At 45.2% G+C, this 21,091-nt stretch carries 15 protein-coding genes, 1 tRNA gene and 2 pseudogenes; 5 read left to right on the top strand and 13 right to left on the bottom strand.

What is annotated here, in order from left to right:
• Positions 1-544: 544 nt before the first annotated feature.
• The 6 genes from DFR47_RS18970 to DFR47_RS18945 all read right to left on the bottom strand — a co-directional run bounded on the left by DFR47_RS18970 (position 545) and on the right by DFR47_RS18945 (position 8,048).
• Entirely contained in the window at positions 545-1,417 is an 873-nt protein-coding gene (locus DFR47_RS18970) for a hypothetical protein (protein ID WP_113946083.1), read from the bottom strand.
• A gap of 266 nt (positions 1,418-1,683) precedes the next feature.
• On the bottom strand, positions 1,684-3,948 hold the full coding sequence (locus DFR47_RS18965) for an AAA family ATPase (protein WP_113946082.1): 2,265 nt from the start codon (positions 3,946-3,948) through the stop codon (positions 1,684-1,686).
• Between the two features lie 536 nt (positions 3,949-4,484).
• The gene (locus tag DFR47_RS18960; RefSeq protein WP_113946081.1) at positions 4,485-4,826 is read right to left on the bottom strand and encodes a hypothetical protein; all 342 of its coding nucleotides are present in this window, start codon (positions 4,824-4,826) and stop codon (positions 4,485-4,487) included.
• A gap of 297 nt (positions 4,827-5,123) precedes the next feature.
• Entirely contained in the window at positions 5,124-5,810 is a 687-nt protein-coding gene (locus DFR47_RS18955) for an HNH endonuclease family protein (RefSeq protein WP_113946080.1), read from the bottom strand.
• Complete coding sequence (locus DFR47_RS18950; RefSeq protein WP_170137564.1) at positions 5,807-6,910, bottom strand: AAA family ATPase; 1,104 nt, start codon at positions 6,908-6,910, stop codon at positions 5,807-5,809. The genes DFR47_RS18955 and DFR47_RS18950 overlap by 4 nt, the downstream gene beginning before the upstream one ends.
• Positions 6,911-7,505: 595 nt before the next feature.
• A complete protein-coding gene (locus DFR47_RS18945; RefSeq protein WP_113946078.1) occupies positions 7,506-8,048 on the bottom strand; it encodes a hypothetical protein in 543 nt (180 codons plus the stop codon).
• Here DFR47_RS18945 and DFR47_RS22385 point away from each other — a divergent pair.
• Positions 8,047-8,334, top strand: a complete 288-nt coding sequence (locus tag DFR47_RS22385; protein ID WP_113946077.1) for an MvaI/BcnI family restriction endonuclease — start codon at positions 8,047-8,049, stop codon at positions 8,332-8,334. The two genes, DFR47_RS18945 and DFR47_RS22385, sit on opposite strands and share 2 nt — an antisense overlap.
• 33 nt (positions 8,335-8,367) lie before the next feature.
• Here the strand turns inward: DFR47_RS22385 and DFR47_RS18935 are convergent, their stop codons facing one another.
• The 6 genes and pseudogenes from DFR47_RS18935 to DFR47_RS18905 form a co-directional block, all read right to left on the bottom strand.
• The gene (locus DFR47_RS18935; RefSeq protein ID WP_170137563.1) at positions 8,368-10,665 is read right to left on the bottom strand and encodes an nSTAND3 domain-containing NTPase; all 2,298 of its coding nucleotides are present in this window, start codon (positions 10,663-10,665) and stop codon (positions 8,368-8,370) included.
• Between the two features lie 117 nt (positions 10,666-10,782).
• Positions 10,783-12,057 (bottom strand): DUF4427 domain-containing protein, encoded by a 1,275-nt coding sequence (locus DFR47_RS18930; protein ID WP_113946075.1) that lies wholly within the window; start codon positions 12,055-12,057, stop codon positions 10,783-10,785.
• A gap of 257 nt (positions 12,058-12,314) precedes the next feature.
• Positions 12,315-12,637: pseudogene (locus DFR47_RS18925) on the bottom strand (transposase); the annotation flags it as partial.
• A gap of 32 nt (positions 12,638-12,669) precedes the next feature.
• Positions 12,670-12,879 (bottom strand): annotated as a pseudogene (locus tag DFR47_RS22380) (integrase core domain-containing protein); the annotation flags it as partial.
• A 495-nt stretch (positions 12,880-13,374) separates the two neighbouring features.
• Positions 13,375-14,019, bottom strand: coding sequence for a hypothetical protein (locus tag DFR47_RS18910; RefSeq protein ID WP_113946074.1), 645 nt, complete (start codon positions 14,017-14,019; stop codon positions 13,375-13,377).
• On the bottom strand, positions 14,006-14,398 hold the full coding sequence (locus tag DFR47_RS18905; RefSeq protein ID WP_147245632.1) for a hypothetical protein: 393 nt from the start codon (positions 14,396-14,398) through the stop codon (positions 14,006-14,008). Before DFR47_RS18905 ends, DFR47_RS18910 begins: the two co-directional genes overlap by 14 nt.
• A gap of 1,200 nt (positions 14,399-15,598) precedes the next feature.
• On the opposite strand from DFR47_RS18905, the gene DFR47_RS18900 reads away from it, so the two are divergent.
• From DFR47_RS18900 to DFR47_RS18885, 4 genes are all read left to right on the top strand, one after another.
• Complete coding sequence (locus DFR47_RS18900) at positions 15,599-16,591, top strand: hypothetical protein (protein ID WP_113946072.1); 993 nt, start codon at positions 15,599-15,601, stop codon at positions 16,589-16,591.
• Positions 16,592-16,831: 240 nt separating this feature from the next.
• A complete protein-coding gene (locus DFR47_RS18895) occupies positions 16,832-17,173 on the top strand; it encodes a hypothetical protein (RefSeq protein WP_113946071.1) in 342 nt (113 codons plus the stop codon).
• Positions 17,174-17,178: 5 nt separating this feature from the next.
• Complete coding sequence (locus tag DFR47_RS18890; protein ID WP_113946070.1) at positions 17,179-18,840, top strand: recombinase family protein; 1,662 nt, start codon at positions 17,179-17,181, stop codon at positions 18,838-18,840.
• Positions 18,841-19,257: 417 nt separating this feature from the next.
• The gene (locus tag DFR47_RS18885; protein WP_113946137.1) at positions 19,258-20,955 is read left to right on the top strand and encodes a recombinase family protein; all 1,698 of its coding nucleotides are present in this window, start codon (positions 19,258-19,260) and stop codon (positions 20,953-20,955) included.
• Here the strand turns inward: DFR47_RS18885 and DFR47_RS18880 are convergent.
• A tRNA-Met gene (locus tag DFR47_RS18880) sits at positions 20,912-20,988 on the bottom strand. The genes DFR47_RS18885 and DFR47_RS18880 overlap by 44 nt on opposite strands.
• Between the last annotated feature and the right edge of the window lie 103 nt (positions 20,989-21,091).

The raw sequence follows: 21,091 nt of genomic DNA, 5'->3' as shown, positions 1-21,091 counted from the left end.
GTCATGTGTTTGACGAGCCTTTTGCCTTGCTTTCAGACTGTTCTTTCGCATCATATGAGCATACTTATGCCATCATGTACGAGCATGCCATCAAGCTAATGACCACTAGAGCCTTATATTGCCAGATATAATAGCTATTGAGGCTGATATCTTCAAAAGCACACAGACGTAACAAAAATAGTTTGACCTGTTGCGTATCAGTGAAGGAAAGTTTCATTGTTACGCAAAAAGCCAAATTTTTTAGTATCTGACGCTCATGACTTTTCATAAAGTCCTGCCGCCACCAAGGATATACGTTGGATTTTTTTGATCAATGTTCGCTTCCTCAACCGTAGCTTTCCTATCAGGCAAAACGAACAGAAGCACACCGGCTTTGCAGTGCACGACCACATTTAACACCATACACTATTTTGCGAAGATCGTATCGCATTAATGACATTGCCGAAACTCAACGCCAGAGCTAAACATTATAAACAGAATTCACCCTTAAATCACATTACGTAATTTAAGGGTGACATAAAGCATAAATCATTCACGCCATCCGTTACTCAAAGCGTATAATGACACTCTCAGTACCATTGTCTTCTGACGCTGAAACCGGCATTTCGTGTTTCAAAAGATTCAAGAGCTGTATTTTTTCTAATTCATATTCAAAGCTCTCTAACCATCTATCCATACTGCGTATTGCAGCTAAGTCGTACAGATTCATCGAACTTCGCATCATTTCATTCCCAACTTCTCGCGAGGCATTCAAAAACTTCCGCATCTTGACCATCCCCTCTGAAAGAGAACGCATTCCAAATTCAGATTGATTTCTCTCTAGATCAATCAGGCTTATTTTTGAACTATTTGCAGATATTAACTCCTGTAAATCTTCCTCAAAATTAACTGGCCCATGCAAATCATTACTTACCAACACGACATGATGGAAGTTATTCATACCGTCTTCGGTAAATAGCCACTGTAGTAAATCAACTGTATCATAATGAGAATTATGATTAGCTGTAACTGGAATAACAATTACCGGTTTTAAGAAACCATTTTCCGCCTCCTGATCTCTCCAAATAGTACGACCATTTTCAAACAAAGCACAGACATGTTGATAGCCGGCAAGGGCATTCGCTCCAAAATCGACGATGCAACTCCCTTTGAAAACAGGCTCTAAGACATCCGACCAAATTTCCAAAAACTCTTTCTGATTAGCAACACCATATTGATGCGGTGATTGAACGAATACATCTTTTGTATGCGGTACTGCACGCTTCAAAGAAGACATATATCCTATATTAGAGCCTTGCCCCTCTATAGAAAATAAAGAGAATTGATGGTCATGCTTATCCAGATATATATTAAACAACTCCGATATCGTTGTTTTTCCTACGCCACCTGTTTTGTTGGCAATTATAATACTGCGCATTTTTTAATTCCTTGATTGAGCACTATTGCTAATTAAGGATGACATGGAAAAATCAAATGAAAACAATTATTTAAGTCAACAACCCCTGCAACCAAATATATGCATTGTAAAAACATTACAAAACTCAACATCTTAAATGTTAAATTTCACATGCATTTTTTATTTAAATGTATATTTAGTTGCGGGTGAGAAAAGAAAAATATAAGAAAATGATCCGTCAACAATGCTTACATTGTTAATTCACGTTACCAAAAACGGTATTGAATTCACGCCAACGAGCGATTGTATTTAACTTCTGTATCCATTTGATTTTGCGTCGGCAGTTTCGCGAAACAATCCAATACAGAGCGAATAATTGCTTGCCCAAAAGTGGCAATACGTAAGTCAATATCATCGGATAACAATCCTGAGTAAACGACCGTTTGCTCAACCGCGCGTGACAATGCAACATTCATGTGCATGATCCCATCATTATCACTTAGTCCATCAATATTCGCAGGTATACGTCCTGTCTTGGTTAAAGCAGCGCCCATGGAGACATAAACTACGTCAGCTTCCTGCCCCTGCACATCACTGGGCAAACCAACAAACTTAATAGCATTATCCAGACCTGCGTTTTTAAGTGCTATAAGTAATGAACTGAGCTGTTTTTTCCCAAAAACAACAATGCCAACAGACTTACCTTGCTGGAGAGCATTCGCAGCAGATCTGACAATCGCGCTTACTTCAGCTTGAACCGTACCATTGACCTTAACCGCCATAGGAACATAACGTATTTCACTGAGCCGCCTCCCTCGACTTTTAACGACCAGCGCATTCTCATAAGAAAAGATATTTGACCAAGCCATGATATCGCAATTCTTAGCGCGAAAATTCCTTCTTAAACGCAATGTGGGCAATCCAGAGGCTTCAGCAATCACAAAAACAGACCCGGTCTTTGCTATTTGAAACACATCCCCAATCACCACAATTTGGGACGCAGTCTCAAACAATGAAGCGTCATATGATACAAGCGTCGCTTCATCAATAATCACGACATCAGCATCATCATTTTCGGGGCGAAGTATCTGCGCCTGCCTTAAGAGGATTGATTTTTCGTTTGGGGTTTTGGCGGCGAGATATGCATTTTTCTGGTTGAATGAAGTGAAAATAAGATAATCTTTTTCACGTATCCAAAACAAAGGCACCTCAATTACGCGCGTTTTCTCCATAAATGCGCGACACCGCTCTTCAATAACATCAAGAGCTCCACCACCGGCAAAGACCTTTACAGTTTTATTATTAGCAAGACACGCAGAAACAAAACCAGGAACCATATGTGTCTTTCCTGTTCCGGCAGCCCCAGTTAAAATAAATGAACGCCCTACTCCCAAAAACTCAAGAGCTTTCGCAAACTCATCCGCCTCTTTTACCCATAGAACCGGATCACAGAGTTTCACTGGTTGAGGCCTAGCTTCGTCATCGCTATCAACCGCCTCTGCATACCGTTTCAACAAAGGCTCAACAGGCCTTTTGTACAGATATGGAAAAGGCTTCAATGCCTTACCAAGACTTTCCCTGAAAACACGCTCTTGCACAACATAAGAGGCATCAAGCCTACGCCCATTCACTTTGGTACGAAAAACGGACTGCGCACTGTTATCCTGCATCATATAATTGTCAGTAATCTCTTTTCTATATTTAAGAAAAGTGCGTAGGTTGAATTCAAGTGCACTATACGTTTCTGCCGGACGATGGCCTGCCGTAAAAAAATGATGCCCTACCATCGCATCCAAGTAGCCATAATCGGCCACTTTTCCAATCAATCGCAAAGCATCTTCCGACTTAGCCCCATCCCCTAATAAAGCCGAGGCGCGGGCATTAGAACGCAATCTCACACCAAAGCTCTGTCGTATAGATTTTGCTTCCGCGTCGCATGAGACAATAACCTCCTGCCCATCCAGAGATATAACGTCACGTTTATCATTCCCATCATCAGAAGTGAATTCAACTCCTCTGATTATGATACGCTCAACTCCATCTTCAGTCCGTACTTTTTCATAAGAATGTTCTCTCTCAGCAATACGATCAGTGCTTACTTTGGGTGGATTAAGCTGAAGCCATGCTCTCCCACAGCGTATGAAATCAGCGCGCATTAGGAGTTTTTGTTGAGCCAGTTCCAGATCTCGTTGTGAACTTTCAACTTCGCGAACGAGTCTGGCACGTCTCGAGGCAATCATATTCCCATAACGCCGTGATGTTATTTTAAAGCCCCAGGGGTAAATTTTATCGTGCTGACGTATGGATAAGCGTTGTTGATTACGATGTTGTAGATCCCACTCAACTATTTGCTTTTCAGCCAACGACAGCTCTGCCTGTTTTCTGAAATAATTTAACTTAGCTTTAAAATGCGCAGCTGCCTTATTGAGAATATTACGTACAAGGCTTCGATACATATTATCTAGTCGAACAGCATTCTCAGATCGAGACAGTGTCTCATACGGTTTTTTAGCAAGGGTATATTCGTTAGGCTCAACATCGAAGCTAAACATTCAACCTCACTAGTCCATCAAACTGCCGAAGCTCGAAGCAAGGATTACAATTGCATTTCCGTCAACTAGTCTACACTCTAACATGATTTTGTATAAAATAAGAATGCTTATTTTCAGCTAGAAATAACCTTCGCTAAAAGCAATCTACAAGTATATATTTTGTGAGTAGATATGGCCAATTTAAGTCGACTCAACTTCATAAAACAGTATAGTTAGCCAATTTTTTCATTTAGTATCATTCATACAACCATCCATTTCTTCTTGAAGAAACAAGGAAATTCGCATAATATCATCTATACAAATTTTAATGAATCATTAGACATGACATATCACAACAAAAAAACATCCCCATATTTAATAACTATACTGAATAATTACATAAAATATTAAAATAACCACAACATAATATATGCTACCTAGATAAACAAAAACACAATATTATAAAAAATGTAAATCGCAAGATTAAAATTAATATAAATTTGATTTTTTATTTAAAATAAACATGAAATCAATCATGCAATTTTTTTTAACAGTCCTCAATTCCGAAAAAATATCTGAAATTGAGATGCGAATTGAAAATTCTGAGGGCTCAATACCGCAAATGCGATGCCAGGCATCACATTTGCTATTTTGAGAGGCAAAAAACCATTAAAAATCCTGTTTTTATGAGGTTTTTCCGTTGAATTCCTGCGCTGCCAGAAGGCAGCACGCTGGCGCGTGGCAGGAATGAGACAACTTGCCAATACTTTCATCAATGACCATTTAGGGGCCGTGAGCGGACGGACGGCTTTTGGCCCACAAAATACAGGGAGCAGACTATCTCGTATCCTGTTCCAGTTGATAAATTGATTGGTCAGCATTAAGGAAGCGCCCGCCATCGCACAATTCCCGTGCCTCAAATATAGCTATGGAGACACAATGCTCCACTTTTGTGTCCCTGCATTCCACGGAATGGAGAAGTAGGCAACCAGCAAGCTTATCTACTGTATCCGATCAGGATGCTAATCGGAACGTAATGTGGTTAACTCCTGTTCCTTCTCATTAGTAATCTCCACGAGCAGGCATCAATCATCGCCTCAACAAACCTGACTGTTGGATGAACACTGCCAGCCATTCGTTTCTACTTTCCATTTCAGGGTTTCCAAAACATTCCGAGGGTAAAGCCGAGTTGTCCGTCAAACCTTCCAACTATCTTCCTCAATCTGCTTGGCATATGAAAGCAATTTTTTCGCCCTCTCTTTGTTTCCTGCGTTTATCGCTCTCGTCGCAAGTTCAATTAGGCGCACTCTATAATTACTCGCTGCATGGCGATGGGCCTCGATGGTTTCAACTTTATCCAGTTGGCAATCCACGATAAGTGCCTTCGCTGCTGCCTCTTTCGGCGCGCCGCCTATCGCTTTGTAAACCCACCCCGGAAGTACTTCGATGTTCTCATGATAGTCATCGAAGTAAGGATGTAACCACTTGAACGACCCAGCGTTGGAGCGCAGCGCAACGCTCGCTCTGATGGCATTGTCTCCTAAATCTGCCGTGGATTTTTGGAAATTGCAAGCGTGACAGGAAATCGTCAAATTGACTGGCGAGAACGCCCATTTCCTATAATGCGGCTTCGATTTGTCCAGATAGTGCTCGATCGACTCGTAGGCATTTTTTCGCTCAACAAGGACCGTTCGACGACAGAAGTAACAACGCCCTCCTTGTTGTTTACGAAGCGCGGTTCGGATCTCGTTTTTTAGCGTTGACAGAATTTTGTCGGCCCACTCGATTTTGCCAATGTTATATTTTTTCCGCAGAATTCTATGACTTTTCCGACGTAGGATATTTCGGTGAGTCGGACAAAGCTTCCCGGGCCCCAGAGTCAATTTTCTGCCTCGATGATGGTTTTGATGGTCTGGGCTGTCTTGAAAAGCGGATCATTCTCTGTCAGTTGCAGGTCCAATTTGATGAACTCGTTGCCAGCGGACAAGAACTCTTCGCCGTCCTCTTGTGTGTTCGCGATCAAGGTTAAGCACCTTTGGATGACATCTACCGCCTGTGCCGACCGCGCGGATCGAAGACCAAACTGTTCGGAAAGGACGTTGTCGGCATTCATACCGAATATAGCCAACCTCCTCCACGCTTGGTCGGTTTCTAGGTCGCATATGTAGCCACTCTTGTTCGGCACACTCGCCGCGATCAACGGAGAGTGGGTAGCCACTACAACAGTAGTTGCGATTCCTATGCTCCTCAAAACCTGATCCAGATCATTGATAATTCGACCTTGCCACTCCGGATGCAACGAGTTCTCGGGCTCGTCAAACAGAACGACGGAGTTGTTGACCGTACAGAAGCAAAAAGCTAGACCCGCAAGGATATACCCGCGCTCACCCGAACTCAAATTGGCAAGAGACAACTTGTCCGCACCTTTGAAAAATTGTATGTCGGAGACATGTGTCACGCCGCCTGCCAAATCGTCAACAATACCCGCCCACGACACGACATCTGTAGAAGTGTGTTGAACGAATTTAATATCGACATCATTAAGGCTTGACGTTTTCCGTGTATCCTTCGCATTTCTTCCTTGCCTAAACCGAACCCTCATCCTTCCTTCTAACCCAAGCCCTTCTAGTAGATCGCAAGCAGCCTTACAACGTTCCTGTAGGCGGTCGTGCGATCGTAGTATTTCCGGGACGAGACGTCGAAACGGCGAGATCGCGGAGAACATGTTATTGTTGGTTTTATGACCAAGATATATCAACTCTTCACTGGCACCAATCTCATATGCAGCTCTGGGGAAACGCTCGAACACAGTTCCCGAAAGGCATACAAGTTTTGAATACTTGTCATTTTGGGAGACATACAACTGGTTAAGGATATCTTCGGCCAACTGACCCAAATATCGGCTTTTTCCACTACCATTCGGCCCCGTTAGCACATTCCAAGCACCTGAATGCGGGGGATCTGTGAATTTCGAGGTGTGCATTAGGAACACTCCACATATCGGAAAATAATGCGAAAAAAATTTTCGAGCAGATCTGACATACATTTTGTGATTCGGTATAATCAGAAGCCGCTGGAACATTATTCTACTATAGCTACGTAAAGCAATCTGGCAAAGGCCAGCCCGCAATAGCACCTTCCGTCACTTTGCACATGCTCCAGCCAAACGAACGATCCATCGGAGCTAATGCGTTTAAATCGTGAAAAGGGGTCGTCATACTAGCAATTATTAGTGGGGCAAACAGCGCTCTTCCAGACCTACATTGTTCTCCCGCGGCGAAGTAAGATGACCTAGCATGAGAATTTCGAACATCGGCTTGGGGTGTACATTCGGATGGGTCGGCCGTAATTGAACGGTAAATACCCACGCCCACTGCTCCGAAGCAGGCAGTCTATTCACGGCGCTCAGTTCGACTACCGCCTAGAGTTCGGTTTTAGGTTTGCCAGACGGTCAGTTTAATGACCTACATTACGCGCTTAGCCGCTTAGTAAACATATCTTCAACAAAGTGCAACAGGATGGACACTGTGGTTGACCTGAGTGTTTAGCATGATGTTGAAGCAAGTGAATTGCTAGCCTCATTTATCGACTTGAACAAACGTCTGTCCGCCTTTAAGCTCCTGCCTGATAATGGTCGCGATATCCCCTCGCCCCTCACTCTGCAAGGTTCTAGCCACCTGTTCAAGCAGGTATCTACCGCCATTAACGACGGTTGCCTGTACCATCACCCGGATGCCGGCTTCGAGATCCCCACTCGCCTGAGGAAGCGCTCGCATCCTGCTGACCAGCTCATCATGGTGGGCAAAGACTTTCAGGGCGGGTGGTGATACAATTTGGGCTGGTTTTGGCCTGTTTTTCGCGCGTGTACGTGCTTGCTTAGCTTGATGCGACGTGACCTCAACATCAATAGTCTCAGTCCCTGTCGCCGTGGTTGTCGTTTTCCGCAAACGGATTGTGCTCCCCGTTTTCTCAGAAGCTTTCGCCATTGCGGTGATTGACCTGTCCACACTGTCATGAACCGTGCCTTTTTGCGACAGCGGGACCATTACCAACATCGACGGCAGCATTGCACTTATCAACAGCGATGATGACATTGCGGCCAGTTGATCTTTAAAAGGCATGATAGCAGACTGGAACCGGAAGCATGCCCAGGCAGCTTATGCTCCATCCCTGTTTCGGACACCGCCGCCGGAATATTGTTATGGGCACCGTGTTCATCTATGCGAGCAGACAGACTTTTTGCTTCTCCTGCGAGGTTTCGTGACCGGCGTCGTCTACTACGATCCGTCCGTAAAGATGGAAAATGCCTTGACTGCAGCTCATAACATCCAGTGTAGCAGCCAGTTTCGCATCAAGCATGCTGACATTACTCAAATGTACCATCGTAGCGAAACGGTGCACCTCTGACTGACATTCATTGCTTGAGTGGACATTGCCCCCCTACTCGTCAGAAGAAAGCGAAGCGAACATTTCTGAAATTTGCTCATTAGCATTGCGTTCGGCATAGTGTCTTTCTTTCCAGTCATCTTCCATAGAATCGGCCCATCTCTCTTCATTAGCTTCAAATTCGGCGGACGCTTCATTCAGTTTTTGAACCTCCCACGAAACGTCTTCGTCGAAATAAGACCCTATTGTGCGAACGGCATCTTCAAGCTCGCTGTACGCGGTCGAACTTGTACATTCCGATATCTCTGTCGAGAAGTTGTCCTTGAAAAATCTATCACGAGCAGCCTTCAGACGTGCGTTCTGGCTATCATTGAGCGTAAGATTTCCATCGGTCACGTGTTCTACCAAGCGCCTGAGACCTGAAGCTGATGCACCATCCTCTGCTGCTGAGTACATCGCCTCACGCAGCTGGTCAGAAATACCGCCGCGATCTTTAAGCTCATCCCAGCGAAGATCGTTGAAAAGGTCCACAAGATCCGCAGCCTCCTCTATGCTGTTATACCCACGGGAAACGCGGCCGACCACATTATCGATGAGCTGATCAATGATTGGCAGAAGTCTCGCGTTTCTGGACTGATCTGCAAATCTGGCAAGGCAGGAAAGTCGATCATCATGATCGATATCTACGCGTATGAGATTATCTGGCGATCCTCCATAGACGTCTCCCACTGCAACAGCGGCAATGTTGTCAATCAGCCGGTCAAGATTGACGATAAGAGAGTCGCACAGACTTTTCCCTTCAGTACCCTGCGCAAGATCGATGACGGTCTTCAACTCTCTGAAGCGGATAGCCGACGCTACGATGTCGATGCCATTTTCCGGCTGTTCGCGGATGACATGGTTCATCAAGTCTCCGACTGAAGGATTTATGTAATGCATGGAAGTGCCCGTTGATCCGACAAACGCGTCGGTCAATTCCCTCATCGAACGTAGCTGATCATCAGCTCGGCGGCTATAGTTGTATTTTTGTGATCTGCGCTCGTTCAGGCTATGAAAACTTCTAAGGACTGCGTCGTTTGTGCCCGTGCCGCCCATGGAATGTAGCGCCAGCAGCATCGAACGCGACGCGTCAGAGAGCTGTTCATTGTAGGCGTGAAGCCAGATCTGGGCCGGATTATCTAAGAGGGATAATACAAATGCCTGATACTTATCCGGCGCGACGCTTTTGACGCGGCTATAGGATGATAGCCATTCGACAAGACGCGGGTTGAATTTGCCGTGGTTGATGATCTTTCTGTAAAAGCCATCCGCAAGAAGCTGATCACGGTACTCACGTGGCAGGTCGCTGAAATAGATGTGATTGTAGAGAATTCTTGCCTTCTGCGGCAGACTGTAATCGCGGATGTCGAGCACGCAGCGGCGGTCAATAAGCCCTGCACCTGATACGCGTTCTGACATAACCATGGCCTGCTGGAGTATATGTTCTCGTGTCGTCAGGATGAGGCGTGATGTTTTTGAAGCCGAGACCATCTCAATAAACCTGATAAGATCACGATCGTGGTTCTTACCCACGAAAGCACTCTGCTGACCGAGGAAAGATGCGCCGAGGAAGTCGTCGTAGTAAAAAACCTGCGGGACTTCGATATTGAACTGTTTCCTGGCCTCATCGATATCCGAGTTCACAACGATCGGCTGAGCACCTTGTTCCAGTCGCTCATACATGAGCATTTCAGCAAGGGTTGTTTTACCGACGCCTGGCTGTCCGGAGATGATGAGGACATTGTGCTCGTCGAGAATATCGCGCGCAGTCTTGTAAGCGCCGCTCTGCACATACTTTTTCAGATTTTTGTGGATGCGCTGAACTTCGAAGTCGCTCCGCGTTTTCTCCGCATTGTGCAGAACCGCCTGAAGCACATTAGTGCTTGCAAGCCAGAGTTTATAGTGGGCTGTCTCGATATGTTTGTAGAGCCCGAGATAGTTGTTGAGGTCATCACGCCCTACAATGTCGTGCGTTGACTTTATGAACGTCCCGAAAAGATTTTCGATGTCCTTCTTATTCCCGGGCGTCAATCCGAGTGATGTGACTACAATGTAGCGATCGGGGTTAAGCGCGAAGACCTTTGGCACTTCTTTGCGAAGCGAAGTAAGTAGACCATCTATGCCGGTGGCCTGATAATGTTTGCACTGGACAATGATTTTCCCTCTGGCAGCGGAAGCATGTCGGAAGTCAATCCCGCCGTCCCTTCCCGTCTTGAAACTTTCAAGTACAAAGCCGTCACGCGCCTGAAGGAGGTCTCTTGTTATAATTTCAAAATCATAAGGTGAAAGCTGATGGAAATCGTAATCGCTCATGAATGTCCGCGCTGAATCTGCCTGCTCAGTAACAGTGCCTGTAAATCTGATCCATAATGCCATATAACAGGCGGCGCAACGTCCTCAATATTTTATGGATATGGAAATAGCGACACTTTAGTTCCAGTTATAGAAGAGATGGTCGTCAAGCTGATCACCATTGTAGAAAGGGACCTCGTCCGGATCGAATTTCCCTAGAACGGAAAAATAAGTTGCCCGCATGCCGTTATGCTTCTTTAGCTCAACCCCAATATCTATTGCGAACTGCTCGCGCTGCTGAAGGTTATGGCCATATGTCGCGTTGATCGGCACCAAGTATTTTCCGTCTTTGTTAAGCGTAATTCTGCCTTTCGCAATCAGCGCGCGAACCATGGGATGCGTGTTCTCCAGAAGCCACAACCAACACCCGCCGGGTTCTCCTGATTTTGGCGATTCCCGCTTGGAAGCTACCTTCGAGACAATAGAGTCAAACTGGGCAACCAGCGAAGCTGAATCAGCATCCGTCGGAGAGAAATAGGTTTGCAGGTCGATAAGATTGTTCTGAATCTCGCTGTTAAGCTGGTCACGATCTCGCAGGCCGGTCCAGTTGGTAATCGTCTCATGCGCCAGCACGAACTGGTAATGCCGCTGCCCGATGGCTCCCCGGTCCACTTTGGTCAAGACATCATACACGATCTGCTTGGCCTCAGCCGCTGTCGCCACAACAACACCCAGTCCAGCCATAGAAGGAGAATCAAGCTCCAGGCCCGGAATGCTGTCCGAGTGATCGGGAGGCACTCCGTCGAGATCTGTCAAAGGTTCGACGTCAAGGGGCCACCGCCATTCCCTTTCATGAGACCAGTCCAGCTTTCCGGTGGTTGGATTGTAGGCCACGTAGCGATACTGTTCGGCAAGAGGCAGTGCAACTTTGTCGAACAACCGGGGCGTATCGTTTGTGCCGCCACTTGCCGACGCACTGCTACTCAGGCCGTAGATCACCGGACGAGCACCCGCAGAGAACACAGCTTCCTTGGGAAAGACAATCGCGTAAGGACTAATGGCTTCACCTACGGCGGCTCGTGTGAGCGCTGCTTGAATGAAAGCGGGAATAGGCATTTCAGTGAAGCATACAGCGGGGCGCATTCCGTGCACGGTGCGCCTATTGTTTCGGATAGACCAAGTCGCATACAGCCTGCCCATTCTAATTGCGTGTCGCAACAGAAACTGTGGCCGCAGCAAGGATGTCTCGGTCACGGAAGCATATCCAGTGCATTCCGGCCAGACAGGTGCATTTGTCGTTTCCAGATCAAGTGGGCGGAAGAAATGGATGAGACGATCGGATAGGTCGTAGCGGTCGTTGTTTTGCATGCTTTGAATATAGACTTCGGCATCAGTAAAGGGAACAGCGAACATCGGATTCTGGCATGTATTAAATTGCCATAGCCTCACGCATGGTCCAGGTCCTCGGGCTCCGAAACTGCCGAAACACAATCGGCCTTATTGTTTGACCGAAGGCGATCGTTTTTTATGCCGTCAGTGGTTTAGCCCGCTGCGCTTTGCAGAGCGCGAGGATGAAGCAAGTGGGGCTTTATACACGCGTACGCCATGCTGTAATGATTGGCAGAATGAGCCGTCGGGATGCGACCCGACTTTTTAGCCTTAATCGTGTCGACAAGCGCACGCTTGCGCGCAGGCTTCAGAGCTTTTTTGATAAAACATCCTGAAGCATAGCCTTGTCTAAGGATAAGTCGGCAACAATCCGCTTCAGCTTGGCATTCTCCTCCTCGAGTTGTCGTAACCGCTTCATCTCAGATGGCACCAAATCAGCATATTTCTTTCACCAATTATAAAACGTGGCATCTGAAATACCCGCTTTACGGCAGACCTCTCCAATCGGCGTGCCACCTTCTGCTTGCTTCAAAACAAACGCGATCTGTGCCTCTGAAATTTGGATGCCTTCATCGAACTCTCCTTCTCCCCGACAAGGGATCATAAATGGAAAACTCCAGTTCTGAATGGCCTAATTTAATGGGGCACGTCATTTTTTGTTTCTATTGTTAGGTTGATGGTGGCGGTTTGCGGTACGGAGCTATTTCGACTACGCAGCCCCGCGTCACGTCTCGGATTGATAGTCAGAGCGAACTCGGCAAGTGTCATCCAATCGAGACCGGAATGCGGTCGATGATTATTGTAATCGCTACGCCAGTTTAATAGTGCTGATCGTGCGCAACCTAAACGCCGCCGTGCTACTCGTGCCGACGTTGTATCGGGCGACCGAGCCGACAAGGCCGCGCTATCAGGCAATATCGACGCGCTCGTTGATTCACTAAGTGGCCCTGGTGAGCGCCTGCTGTTCATGCGACCATCCATTCCGAGCAAGGCGAATGCGCTCCCGGCGAAATGGACAGCAATTCTGCGCAATTGGGCGGCCGGCGAGGAAGTTACCGCGATCGGAGCGCAGAATATGCGCGTCGTGGAGGACGCATTCATCTATCGATTGGTCTGGGCGCTGGAGGCTGTTCGCACCCGCCGAGTGTCGTAAGGGTGGCCCCCCGGAAACAGTAACTGGTGGTGCGGCAGCGTCGGTTGAAGCTGGTGTTCCACAAGCTGTCGGTTCGTTTTTTATGGCGCAGATGGAAAATAGCTACCGTAAATCGAGACTGCATCAATGACCGTTTCCGACCAGGTTCAAGCGGAAAGTATTCCCATTGACGTACTTGATAGAGCAGGTTACCAACGCTGAAGTGCCGCACGCACACAATTGCGGAAATAGGGATCAACACCGGATTCGCCGGGAAACACCTGCTCTACGAAGTGGCCTCCAAAATATTTGATCAAGGGGCGAACCGTGCCTGACGCTCTGTTCTTTGCAACGAGAAACGGTTCAATATCCGGGCAATCCGCGCCTAGTCCGACAATCGCGCGGCCGATGCCAAGAGAGAGATCGCTCTTATGAAACTTTGCTTCGATATGGAGCTTAACCTCACTCTGCCTCGGTTGGCCGGCCCCGCTGCGGGTACGATAGCTTTGATCGAGCCCGAGAACATCGAACTCGTGCAGCGTACCCGATCTACCATGAACGCGAACGCCAATATGCAGTTCACCACCACGGCTGCCTTTGCTGATCTCGGCATAGGTATAACCACCGCTGGTGATCAGGCCGGGCCCCATGCGGAAGGTGAACGCGTCGTTTGAGGGGCCAGCGTTGATGTACTTAATTTGCCATTTCTGTTCATCCGCAACAAAGAGTGTCTCTGCCCAGAGATAGGCTTCATAATAATCGTCTAGTTTAGGCTTCTTGCCCGGCCAGAATTGCGCGGATGCACCAAGGATAGCGTTCAGCTTATTTTTAAGCGCAGCATCAAGCGAAGTCATAGTGCCTCCTCATCTTTTTTAGGATTACATCAGCTTCATTAGCAAGCCGATTCCACTCGCCCAATCCATCTTGCGAGAAGACAATGCCTCCGGCATCTTTTCGCAAAGATTGAGTGGAGGTGCCGCTATCGACATCAAAAGCTGCCAGATCTTCGTGCATACTGAGCGTTTTCGCTTTGAGCATTTGCATTGTGAAGGCGACGGTCCTGCACCCTTGTACTAATACCGTGTCAAGCTCGTCGAATAAGAGTTTCAGCTCACCACGTGCGTCAAGTGGCGGCATTTCTTCACGCGCTGCCCATTCGATCGCGATAACGAGTTCAGCTCCACCATGTTCGATCAAGAGTGCCTTTAGCCATTTTAAGTCTTCTTCCATCACTAATCAGTCCCCTAACTTCACTTTGAGTCTGTCAGTATCCCCGAAATTGAAATTCACAAGGCAAGTTAATGAGATAATGTTTATTAATAGAAAATTCTTTGCCCAAGTGAGCTGATCGCCAATTTTTTGCCATCTCCAAATTGTCGATTACGCAGTTCTCACTTGGTTAGAATACTATGGGCTCGACCATCAGCGAAAGGCAAGATTTGATAGCTTGAATTTGGCTTGCGAATGAGGGCCATTCAGACAGAAAGTAGCCATTAATGCGTTCACAATACATTGCTATCCCTCCAGTGAAATGCGGCAATCGGCGATGTTTGGCGTCGCAATAGAGATACAAACATTTATGTCGAAGTAATTGGCGAGCGCTCGCAGTGCCAAAAGCAATGTCCGCTTTCTGGAAATCATAAGTGTCAGTCGAACGTCCGACATGAGGCGCAAAGCGGTCGCTCACAAAGCAATTTGATATTTCAACCCTATGGATGTTTCTAACTATGACCGTTTTATCCAAAAGCATTTTTTGAGTACTGCTGTAATAATTACCTGTCAAAATTTTATGCATTGGCGTGAAACAGAGCATATTAGCATGCAGACTTATTGAGATTACTACAGTTAGATTTTTATTTTTTATTTCCCTAAAAATAATTAGAACATACGAGTTTAAGACAAGATATGTTCAGGTTTTAAGCTTTAATGACACATCCAAGTGTTTGTATTTATCTTATTTATCTGTGTTCGTTCGTTACATTTCTGCCGGATGACACCACACATTTTATAAATCCAATACAATACTAGAAGGGTTATTATTAAATTTCCCAAAAAAAGAAAGGAGAAGATAAACCAGAATAAGTAATTAATTTTATGATCAAAAACAGTCTAAATTGACCACACATCGAGCAGCCAGTCCTATTTCCAATCTGCAATAAGCAGCAGTTTTGCATTGAACCTTCAGCTTAGAATTCAAAAACTTCCCTAAGCTCGCCATGTAAAAACTACGTTTAATCCTCTTATCAGCAGACCCAGGTCAAGCAATATTTTGTACCGCCTCGAACAGGCTGGATGCAGTTCGCCTACCATCTCCAAAACGACAGATCGCGCACCACACACCTTATTACTGGATTTTTATCATTTCCAGCATGCAGACGCGCGCTTTGTCACCATCCAACAAACACAACATCAAAACAGAAAGTAGCAATACGCATGACAAATACATTCTCCAATACAGAACTCGCAATTTCCTTTGCTAACGCAGATAAAAACGCGGCACCGCATATGCGCATTCAGCTCGGTGATGCAGATTTATTAATGCCCCTTCCTGATGGGCTGACCTTCACAGGAAATGCTCCACTTAATCTTAGTCTATCGATCCCTAATCAATCCGTAGCTATGCAGGAAGAATACTATGCAAGCACTTCATCTCAAACATCACACAAAGAAACCCAAGACACCGAGGAAGCGCAAAGCGAAGCATGCATGCCACAACTCCTTCTACCGCCCGCAAGCCCACAGAAAACTGTCTCGAAATATCAAACCCAGTGGCCAGTCGTCGGCGGCAATGATCTTCTCATGGACACATCAGATATTCTAAAATCTGAGACTTTCCGAAAAAAGTACCAGCCAGGTATTAAGCGAGATATTTATATTGCCGGTTGTCCTGGCTTGAAGGATCTGAAGAAACAACTCAGCATTCCAATCTTTAAGATTGGGGATTGTGGCGAAGGTCGCATTGCAGAGCGGATTAAACAACAGAGCAAAGACCAGTATGGATCATACTATAAGATCAATGGTGACTGGCCTGTACAAGATGAAGGGTTTGATGACTATTCAGCACTTCAAATTTATTTACCTGTAAATCACCATAAAATGAGCCCGGTCAAAGCCTCAAGTCGTGGTTTAACAGTCACTCTGCCCGAGGGCATGACCAGACAGCAGTTCAGTCGTGCTTTTCAAAAGCGACTGGCTTCTTGCAGTTGGCTAGAGTGGCGCAAAACTGAAGATGCGCTCGCACATTTTGCGCGTAGAAACATCAATCAAGACGTCATTGATCGCTATACTGATTATGGTGCAGGTGAAAATACAGATATAACTCAAGCAACTGAGCTCTATTGCATTCGCAATGAAGTTGAAGAGGACTGCAAACGACTCATCGCCGTTATTGAAAACATCATTTTGGATCAACTTGGTCTCATTTGATCCACATTGGCGGCAGCTTAAACACTGTCGCCATTTATAATTTCGATCACATTTTCGTGATAATTTGTAACAATTAAAATTTTAAAAAAATTCCGACATTAAATTAACAACGAATAACTAGACTATAAATGTCGATATCATATTTACTTCAAATTGTCAACAACCACCAAAATTTTTACTATTTACATCTTTCTCCTTTTCGCTTTTCGTATGTTTATTAATAACAAACGGAAAGAAAAAATGAAGAAACCATCTTTAGAAAAAGATTTTCTTAAAACCCATCAAAGAGAGTTTTTAGAAAAAAACAGAGCCATAAACCACAACCCAAATAACAACATCCAAAAGTCTACTAATCGAAAGCAGATGAGTGTTTATACGAGAGCATTACTTCAAAACAACAAACATACGCATAAACGAATACAGATTATTCTGGATACTAGTTCAGATCATGCAGCTACAAGTTCGCATGTCAGTCAGGCAGGCCTACAGCTTGCAGAACTTATTGGGTGTCAAATAGCTCATGATATTAGCCAGCCCCAATCTTTCAACTCAAATACCAAACCGATCAAATTAGGAGATTAAATATCATGACAAATTTCACAAACCAACTCCACAAATGTGCAGGAGAACATATGCGGTACATAGCCATCTATTCACGATATTCATCAACGCTTCAAAACAAATCCTCAACTGAAGATCAAATTCGCATGATTAAACATCATGTAAAGCAACAACCTGATTGGAGAATTACCAACGAGTATCAAGACGCAGCTATTTCTGGCGCAGACATGATCTCACGCCCTGGCATCAAAAAACTAATAAGTGACGCCAAACAGAAAAAATTCGATACAATTGTTGTAGAATCTTTAGATCGTTTAAGCCGCGATCAAGCTGACATAACTATATTTTACAAGATTATGCAGTATTACGACATTAAAATCGTTACCCTAACAGAGGGTGATATTACCGAGCTTCATATTGCCTTCAATGGCACTATGAATGCGTTATACTTGAAAGATTTAAAAGCAAAAACTAAACGCGGCTTACAAAGCTGTATTGAACAGGGCCGCTCCGCAGGCAGTTTATCTTACGGATACCGCATTGTATATAAACGAAACAACGATGGAACACCCAAACGTGGGTTGCGTGAAATCAATCACACAGAGGCTGTCATTATACGACGCATATTTAAAGAATTTGCATCGGGGCACTCGCCACGCAGCATTGCGAATAGGCTAAATAGAGCACAGATCAGAGGGCCTAGAGGAAGGCTCTGGACTGAAACGACAATCAGAGGGCACAAGACACGTGGCACAGGCATCATTAATAATGAACTATATAAGGGACGGCTCATTTGGAACCGACTTCGGTACCAAAAACATATTGATACTGGTAAGCGTATCTCAAGATTGAACCCGAATGATAGCTGGGTCATAAAGGAGGTTCCGGAACTACGTATCATTAATGATGAAACATGGAATGATGCTAAAAAAAGACAAGAAAACATATTGCAAGCGAATATGCATGTAACCGCAGCAATACAATCATATCATAAGGAAAACCTACTTAACGGTCGACGACGCCCGGTATCACTCTTATCGGGAAAACTTAACTGTGCAGAATGCGGGGGTCTTTACTCAATACGATCAGCAGGCCGCTTTGGTTGCTCTAATCACTATACCAGTAAAGACAGTTGCAGCAATAAACGAACAATTTTACGTCCTAATTTGGAGAAGCTCTTTCTAGACGGTCTAAAATCTCTATTAGAGAATAATGAAATGATTGAAACCGCACAGGAAGCCTTTGCAAGGAGCGTTGAGCAGCTCCAAACTGATGTCGTAACGAGCCAGACCGCTTTAAAAACAGAGTTTGCACGGATATGTAATGAGATTAAGGCACTTGTGACAGCTATTAAAGGCGGTCTATTTCAGCCAAGTGTGAGTACAGAACTTGATCACCTCGAAATTGAGAAAAATCTACTATCTCAGCATTTGGACAATCAGATTATTGAAAAAAATATTAGTTTAGATGAGTTCGAGAAGCTGTATTTCTCTAAACTTGGACAACTTGTACAATGCTTCAACCATCCGGACACAATCCATGTTGCAGGTGAGATCCTAAGGTCACTTATTGATAAGATTGTAGTTCATCCCCAAAAAGCTCGCGGCCATGTAGAAATCCAAATTTTTGGACCAATCTGCAGTCTTTTAAACGTGGCAGAATATAAAACTAAACTGCCATCAAAATAGATATTTTTTCTCATTATATTTTTTAAATAATTATTTTTATTTCGCAAAAGCCGATCCATCATTACATGGTCGGCTTTTCGGTGTGAAAAAGCTAAAACTTTGGCTTTGGTTTTATTAAAATATTATCCCAAAATCATCTTCACATAAATTCACACAACAACGAGCGTATGAATACCAGACAATTGGCGCTTGTTGATCGACTGCCACTTATGATGGGCCGACAATATACCAGGCGCTCATCAACTCCATGCATCTTCTACAAATTATAACATCTGCATAAGGCCTGATGCTTACTGCAGTAGCTTTTTCATTGCAGCACCATATGACAACCAAAGCTATCTCGCTGCACTTTGATTATTCAGTTTGCAACAACAATATCACCACACATCAATTTTAATTTTAAACAAAGGAAAACCTATGCAACGGGTTGCTCTATATGCACGCTATTCATCAGATAATCAGCGAGAAACATCCATTGAGGATCAATTTCGTATCTGTAGAACACGGGCCAAACAAGAACACTGGTCAATTGTGCAAACCTACCACGACGCTGCGATATCTGGCTCATCAATCGCTCAGCGACCAGGAATACAAGCCTTAATGAAAGATGCTCAGACAGGCCATTTCAACCTTGTCATGGCTGAAGCTCTTGATCGTATCAGCCGAGATCAAGCTGATGTTGCCACCCTCTATAAACAACTACAATTTCTGGGCATAAAAATATTTACGCTCGCTGAAGGAGAGATCTCTGAACTCCATGTTGGGCTAAAAGGCACAATGAATGCATTAATGCTCAAGGACCTAGCCCAAAAAACACATCGTGGTTTGCGAGGTCGTGTTGAACAAGGTAAATCTGGCGGTGGTTTATGTTATGGTTATAAAGCCGTACAAATTATCAATCAGCAGGGTACACTATCACGCGGTGATCGTGAGATCATCGAAGATGAAGCCATTATAATCAGACGTATATTTCAAGCTTTTGCGAATGGCGCCAGCCCACTCAACATTGCCCGCCAGTTAAACGAAGAGAATGTCCTTGGTCCTGGTGGTCAACAATGGAATGACACAACAATCCGTGGTCATGTTAAACGTGGCACAGGAATATTAAATAATGAGCTCTATATCGGTCGTCTCGTCTGGAACCGACAGCAGTATATTAAAGATCCAGTGAGTGGCAAACGCATCTCCCGCCCAAACCCGGAAACCGAATGGGTAATCACCCATGTTCCTGACTTGCGTATCATAGATGATGAACTGTGGCGCTCTGTGCGTGTAAAACAAGCCGAAATCGCTGCAAAATATTGCAACGTGACTACTGCAATACAAAACTATCATAGCCAAAACAAACTAAACCCCACAAGACGGCCAAGATCGCTCTTATCCGGTAAGGTTTACTGTGGATTATGCAAAGGCCCCTACTCCCTGCGTGGCGCTGACCGTTTTGTATGTTCTAATCACATTAGTAAAGCCACATGCTTGAACAGCAGAACTGTTTCCCGCAATAGCTTGGAACTGCGTGCCTTGAATGGACTTCAGCTTAAACTTATGGCTCCAGAGAATGTTGAAGCAGCCTTGCAAGCATATGAAAGAGATATCCAACACCAGAAAGCGGACTATCAAACCAAAAACCTAGTCTGGGCAGAAGAACTAACAGATGTAGTGCGTCAAATAGCTCAGCTCGTCCATGCTATTACCGAGGGTATGTATCACCAATCTATGAAAGAGAAACTGACCGAGTTAGAATCTCAAAAAGCAACACTCAGTGCTCACCTATCGGATCAGAATGCATCACTAACTAAGATCCGGCCTGACGCTATCACGCTCTATCATGAGTATATCAGCCGCTCTATAGCCATGCTACAGCGAGATGATCAAAACCAATTGGCTAAAGAACAATTACGAACACTAATTGAGGGGATTGAACTCATGCCCGCTACTGAGCGTGGCAAAGTACATGCGACTTTGACGAGCGAACTGGGCACAATTCTGAACTGGATCGAGCGCCAAGTTATTGGAAACACTGCAAAAACAAAAAATCCCGCCGCTAGTGCGACGGGTGTGTTAGTATCGGTGGTTGCGGGGGCAGGATTTGAACCTGCGGCCTTCAGGTTATGAGCCTGACGAGCTACCGGGCTGCTCCACCCCGCGTCAAGTAGTGTCGAGCCTTGCTGCCCGGGAGCGAAGTCAGGCGTAGCCTGATGAGGTGAGGCCGTATAGAAATCGATTGATTATCGATTTCAGGCCGAACGGG

Source organism: Pseudochrobactrum asaccharolyticum (genome assembly GCF_003314995.1).
Lineage (GTDB): Bacteria > Pseudomonadota > Alphaproteobacteria > Rhizobiales > Rhizobiaceae > Pseudochrobactrum > Pseudochrobactrum asaccharolyticum.
The sequence above is the reverse complement of the archived record's forward strand: the minus strand, read 5'-3'. Positions and strand labels throughout refer to the sequence as shown.

Excerpts from the sequence above, each read along its gene's own strand:
- DFR47_RS18910 (WP_113946074.1), bottom strand. The coding sequence starts at position 14,019 with ATGACTTCGCTTGATGCTGCGCTTAAAAATAAGCTGAACGCTATCCTT.
- DFR47_RS22385 (WP_113946077.1), top strand. The coding sequence starts at position 8,047 with ATGATAGCAGACTGGAACCGGAAGCATGCCCAGGCAGCTTATGCTCCA.
- DFR47_RS18890 (WP_113946070.1), top strand. The coding sequence starts at position 17,179 with ATGACAAATTTCACAAACCAACTCCACAAATGTGCAGGAGAACATATG.
- DFR47_RS18900 (WP_113946072.1), top strand. The coding sequence starts at position 15,599 with ATGACAAATACATTCTCCAATACAGAACTCGCAATTTCCTTTGCTAAC.
- DFR47_RS18895 (WP_113946071.1), top strand. The coding sequence starts at position 16,832 with ATGAAGAAACCATCTTTAGAAAAAGATTTTCTTAAAACCCATCAAAGA.
- DFR47_RS18970 (WP_113946083.1), bottom strand. The coding sequence starts at position 1,417 with ATGCGCAGTATTATAATTGCCAACAAAACAGGTGGCGTAGGAAAAACA.
- DFR47_RS18945 (WP_113946078.1), bottom strand. The coding sequence starts at position 8,048 with ATGCCTTTTAAAGATCAACTGGCCGCAATGTCATCATCGCTGTTGATA.
- DFR47_RS18965 (WP_113946082.1), bottom strand. The coding sequence starts at position 3,948 with ATGTTTAGCTTCGATGTTGAGCCTAACGAATATACCCTTGCTAAAAAA.
- DFR47_RS18935 (WP_170137563.1), bottom strand. The coding sequence starts at position 10,665 with ATGAGCGATTACGATTTCCATCAGCTTTCACCTTATGATTTTGAAATT.
- DFR47_RS18960 (WP_113946081.1), bottom strand. The coding sequence starts at position 4,826 with ATGGCGGGCGCTTCCTTAATGCTGACCAATCAATTTATCAACTGGAAC.
- DFR47_RS18930 (WP_113946075.1), bottom strand. The coding sequence starts at position 12,057 with ATGTTCGCTGTTCCCTTTACTGATGCCGAAGTCTATATTCAAAGCATG.
- DFR47_RS18885 (WP_113946137.1), top strand. The coding sequence starts at position 19,258 with ATGCAACGGGTTGCTCTATATGCACGCTATTCATCAGATAATCAGCGA.
- DFR47_RS18950 (WP_170137564.1), bottom strand. The coding sequence starts at position 6,910 with ATGCACACCTCGAAATTCACAGATCCCCCGCATTCAGGTGCTTGGAAT.